At 41.3% G+C, this 2,895-nt stretch carries 5 protein-coding genes and 2 pseudogenes; 6 read left to right on the top strand and 1 reads right to left on the bottom strand.

Translation table 11 applies throughout. The annotated features are described in order from the left end of the window. A pseudogene (locus tag O9290_RS27490) lies at window positions 1-110 on the top strand (IS630 family transposase); the annotation flags it as partial. Window positions 111-135: 25 nt separating this feature from the next. Beyond that, a pseudogene (locus O9290_RS27485) lies at window positions 136-430 on the top strand (ISL3 family transposase); the annotation flags it as partial. A gap of 1 nt (window position 431) precedes the next feature. Here O9290_RS27485 and O9290_RS27480 read toward each other — a convergent pair. Beyond that, complete coding sequence (locus O9290_RS27480) at window positions 432-983, bottom strand: hypothetical protein (protein WP_002757099.1); 552 nt, start codon at window positions 981-983, stop codon at window positions 432-434. 195 nt (window positions 984-1,178) lie between these two features. Here O9290_RS27480 and O9290_RS27475 point away from each other — a divergent pair, with 195 nt between their 5' ends. The 4 genes from O9290_RS27475 to O9290_RS28370 all read left to right on the top strand — a co-directional run. Next, complete coding sequence (locus O9290_RS27475; protein ID WP_002757098.1) at window positions 1,179-1,487, top strand: hypothetical protein; 309 nt, start codon at window positions 1,179-1,181, stop codon at window positions 1,485-1,487. Then, window positions 1,484-1,861: a toxin-antitoxin system TumE family protein gene (locus O9290_RS27470; RefSeq protein ID WP_002757097.1), complete on the top strand. Its 378-nt coding sequence runs from the start codon at window positions 1,484-1,486 to the stop codon at window positions 1,859-1,861. Before O9290_RS27475 ends, O9290_RS27470 begins: the two co-directional genes overlap by 4 nt. 47 nt (window positions 1,862-1,908) lie before the next feature. Continuing rightward, window positions 1,909-2,700 carry a Uma2 family endonuclease gene (locus O9290_RS27465; RefSeq protein ID WP_002757096.1) on the top strand — a complete coding sequence of 264 codons (792 nt, stop codon included), beginning with the start codon at window positions 1,909-1,911 and terminating at the stop codon, window positions 2,698-2,700. A 139-nt stretch (window positions 2,701-2,839) separates the two neighbouring features. Then, window positions 2,840-2,895: helix-turn-helix domain-containing protein (locus O9290_RS28370; protein ID WP_072024880.1), on the top strand; the 56-nt coding region annotated here is incomplete at its 3' end.

Below are 2,895 nucleotides of genomic sequence, written 5' to 3'. Positions count from 1 at the left end.
CTGACTTAAATGATATCGAGCATGATTTTAGTGCATTAAAGAGAGCGAGAATGTATGCTCCTGTGGGTACATCCCTTGATGAAATTATTCGTACTTATTGTGTCGCCTAGCGTCTCGTTCTTATTTGAAATAACTATAAAGGAAGAATTCACAAAGATTTATGAAACCTCAGAGAATCCGACAGAAGGACTGCTATCTATCTCGGAATGGCTGGCAAAATCCTCCAGTGTTTTTACCAAGAGTTGTCAAACAATCCGAAACTGGTTTGGAGAAATAATTAGTTATTTCGAGCGAAGGACAACGAATGGGGTGGTCGAGGGAATCAACAATCAACAATAAACTTAAACTAATAAAACGGAGAGGCTATGGCTTTAGAAACTTTCGGAATTTTTGGGTTAGAAGTATGTTGTCTTGGCATCTTGTCTGTTGATTTAGCATAAAGAGTAACGAAGAGCCACCATTCCCGATGCATTCGATCCAGTCCAAACAACCGCTGTTGGTGTTGTTGCACCACTCTGAGTTACGTTAATCGGTCGTAATATGGAGCCATCCCAGAGATCGGTATTATTGTTGGCGACTGGGGTGCCATCTATGAGGTAGATGGAAACACCCGTACTCGATGGATTAGTCCCTGTATTATCACGAGCATCGACTCCGGTAGAAGAACCGCCTGTTTGCGTAGAAGCGATCGCCTTCCAAGTGATCGTATTCGGGTTAAATCCCGCCGCATTTAAAGCCAGATCAAGAGCCGTATCAATCGCTGGGGTTCCCCCTCTGGCTTGAGTGGTGACAAAGGTATTGTAGTCGTTGATGTCGAAGCTTGTCGCATCCCGTGTGCCGTCAGTGACAAAGACCAAACGATACTGAGCGCCAGGAGCCAAGTAGGGGGGGACGACCACCAAAGCAGCCTGTGCCGCACTAGCCGTTGCCAGGGTCGCCAGGGCAACTCCGGAGACAAAGCAGAGTTGTTGTATTTTTTTCATTGATTTGCCTAAAAGTGCTGTAGTGGATGGATTTGAGTGCGTGCGACATTAGCGAACAGAACACCCCAGAGCTTACATACTTCTCCCCCCGCATTGTATCATAAGATACAATTTGTAAATCTTTACATTCTTCTCCTCCAGGGCTGACGCTTGCTAGAATGAAATCCCGCTTGATTTGTGGTAATGAGACAGTTTATGTTAGATTTTCATCTATCTGTTCAGCCTGAAACCGAAAAACGCCTTAAAAAGATTTTAAACTCCATCAAAGATCAAGAAAAATTTGCCCAAAGCATTATTGATTATCAGATTGCCGAATTACAAAAAAGCAATTTGAATCTAAAATTAGATTTAGCAGCTCTGGAAAAACAATATCAAATGACATCCAAAGAATTTTATCAGCAATTTTCCCAAGGTATTTTAGGAGATGAATCGGACTTTATAGTTTGGTCTGGACTATATGAAATGCTTCTTCAAAACGAGGCTAATCTCCAAGAATTAAAATGATTGAGGCCTATTTTTTGCAAATCGAACAAACCATTCGAGAATTTCCCAATGTCAGATATTTATCACTGACCAAGAAAATTTATAACGCAAGTCAAGGCTATATTAATGGTTCAATTATTTCTGAAAATAATCATCGCTTAGACTTTGTTGAAGTTAAAAATACTGACACAAAACCAAAGATAAAATATCGCTATCATTACATGAACGAAGCTCAAGTTATGATCTTCCGTTATGATAATGCACCCCATCATGTTGAAATTGCCACTTTCCCCCATCATAAACACGAGGTTGATGACATTAAAGAAAGCCTTGAGCCAAGTCTTGAGCAAGTGCTTTTAGAAATCGCAGAAAAACAACGAAATCTAAAACCGTAATTTTCTGTTAGAATTAGCAGTAATCAAACACCACGCTTGCAGGAGCTATGGTTAACCTCACCTATAACAAAAATCGCCCTCTTCCCAGCGCCGAAGAATTGCCCTCTTCCGATGAAACTCCAGTGGACAATCAGTTACAGAATGATCTTCCCAATCTGCTGCTAAATTTATTAGCCTTAATTTGGTCTGGTCGAGATGATTGGTATTTTGGGGTAGATATGGCTGTTTATTATAATCCAGACGAATCAGCTTTTGTCCCCGATGGTTTCTTAGCAGTTGGAGTCAACCATGATACGGGAGAAAGAGGTCGGTTAAGCTATGTTTTGTGGGGGGAAAAATATATCTTGCCGATTTTGTTTTTAGAGGTAATTTCCGAGAAGTATAATGGTGAATATGAGGAGAAATTCTTAAATTACCAAAGCCTGGGGATTCTGTATTATGTAATTTACAATCCTTTCAGTGGCAGAAGAGGAAGATTTAAAAAGCGACAACGATTAGAAGTATATAAATTAATATCAGGAAAATATGAACTTTTAGAAAGTGAGAATAATCGAGTTTGGTTGCCAGAAATTGGCTTGGCACTGGGTTACGAGAAAGGAGAACATATTGCTTGGTATCGGGAATGGTTATACTGGTATGACCAGTCGGGAAATCGCTATCTAACGGCTGAGGAAAGAGCGATGAACGCAGAGGCGATCGCTGATCAAGAACGGCTGGCGAAACAAGAGGCTGAGGCGATCGCTGCTCAAGAACGCTTGGCTAAACAAGAGGCTGAACAAAAAGCCATCCGGCTCGCTGAAAGGCTCAGATTGCTTGGCATTAACCCTGATGAAGTGTAAGGTCTGACTTCTCCAAGGTATCAACAACAACCCGCATCACCAATCATCGAAAATTTTGGGTCTGAAACCCCGTCGTTCTACGACGGCTTTACTGTTAAATATGAGCATCGTTTACGAAATATATGCTAAAATGTGAGACATGGAAAAAGCCTACTCGTTCCGATTTTACCCCACACCCGAACAAGAGTCGCTATT

Source organism: Microcystis sp. LE19-41.2A (genome assembly GCF_027530405.1).
In the GTDB taxonomy this organism is placed as follows: domain Bacteria; phylum Cyanobacteriota; class Cyanobacteriia; order Cyanobacteriales; family Microcystaceae; genus Microcystis; species Microcystis aeruginosa.
The sequence above is the reverse complement of the archived record's forward strand: the minus strand, read 5'-3'. Positions and strand labels throughout refer to the sequence as shown.

What these genes read in the sequence shown, in the direction of transcription:
- O9290_RS27480 (WP_002757099.1), bottom strand. Translation starts at nt 983, where the DNA reads ATGAAAAAAATACAACAACTCTGCTTTGTCTCCGGAGTTGCCCTGGCG.
- O9290_RS27475 (WP_002757098.1), top strand. Translation starts at nt 1,179, where the DNA reads ATGTTAGATTTTCATCTATCTGTTCAGCCTGAAACCGAAAAACGCCTT.
- O9290_RS27470 (WP_002757097.1), top strand. Translation starts at nt 1,484, where the DNA reads ATGATTGAGGCCTATTTTTTGCAAATCGAACAAACCATTCGAGAATTT.
- O9290_RS27465 (WP_002757096.1), top strand. Translation starts at nt 1,909, where the DNA reads ATGGTTAACCTCACCTATAACAAAAATCGCCCTCTTCCCAGCGCCGAA.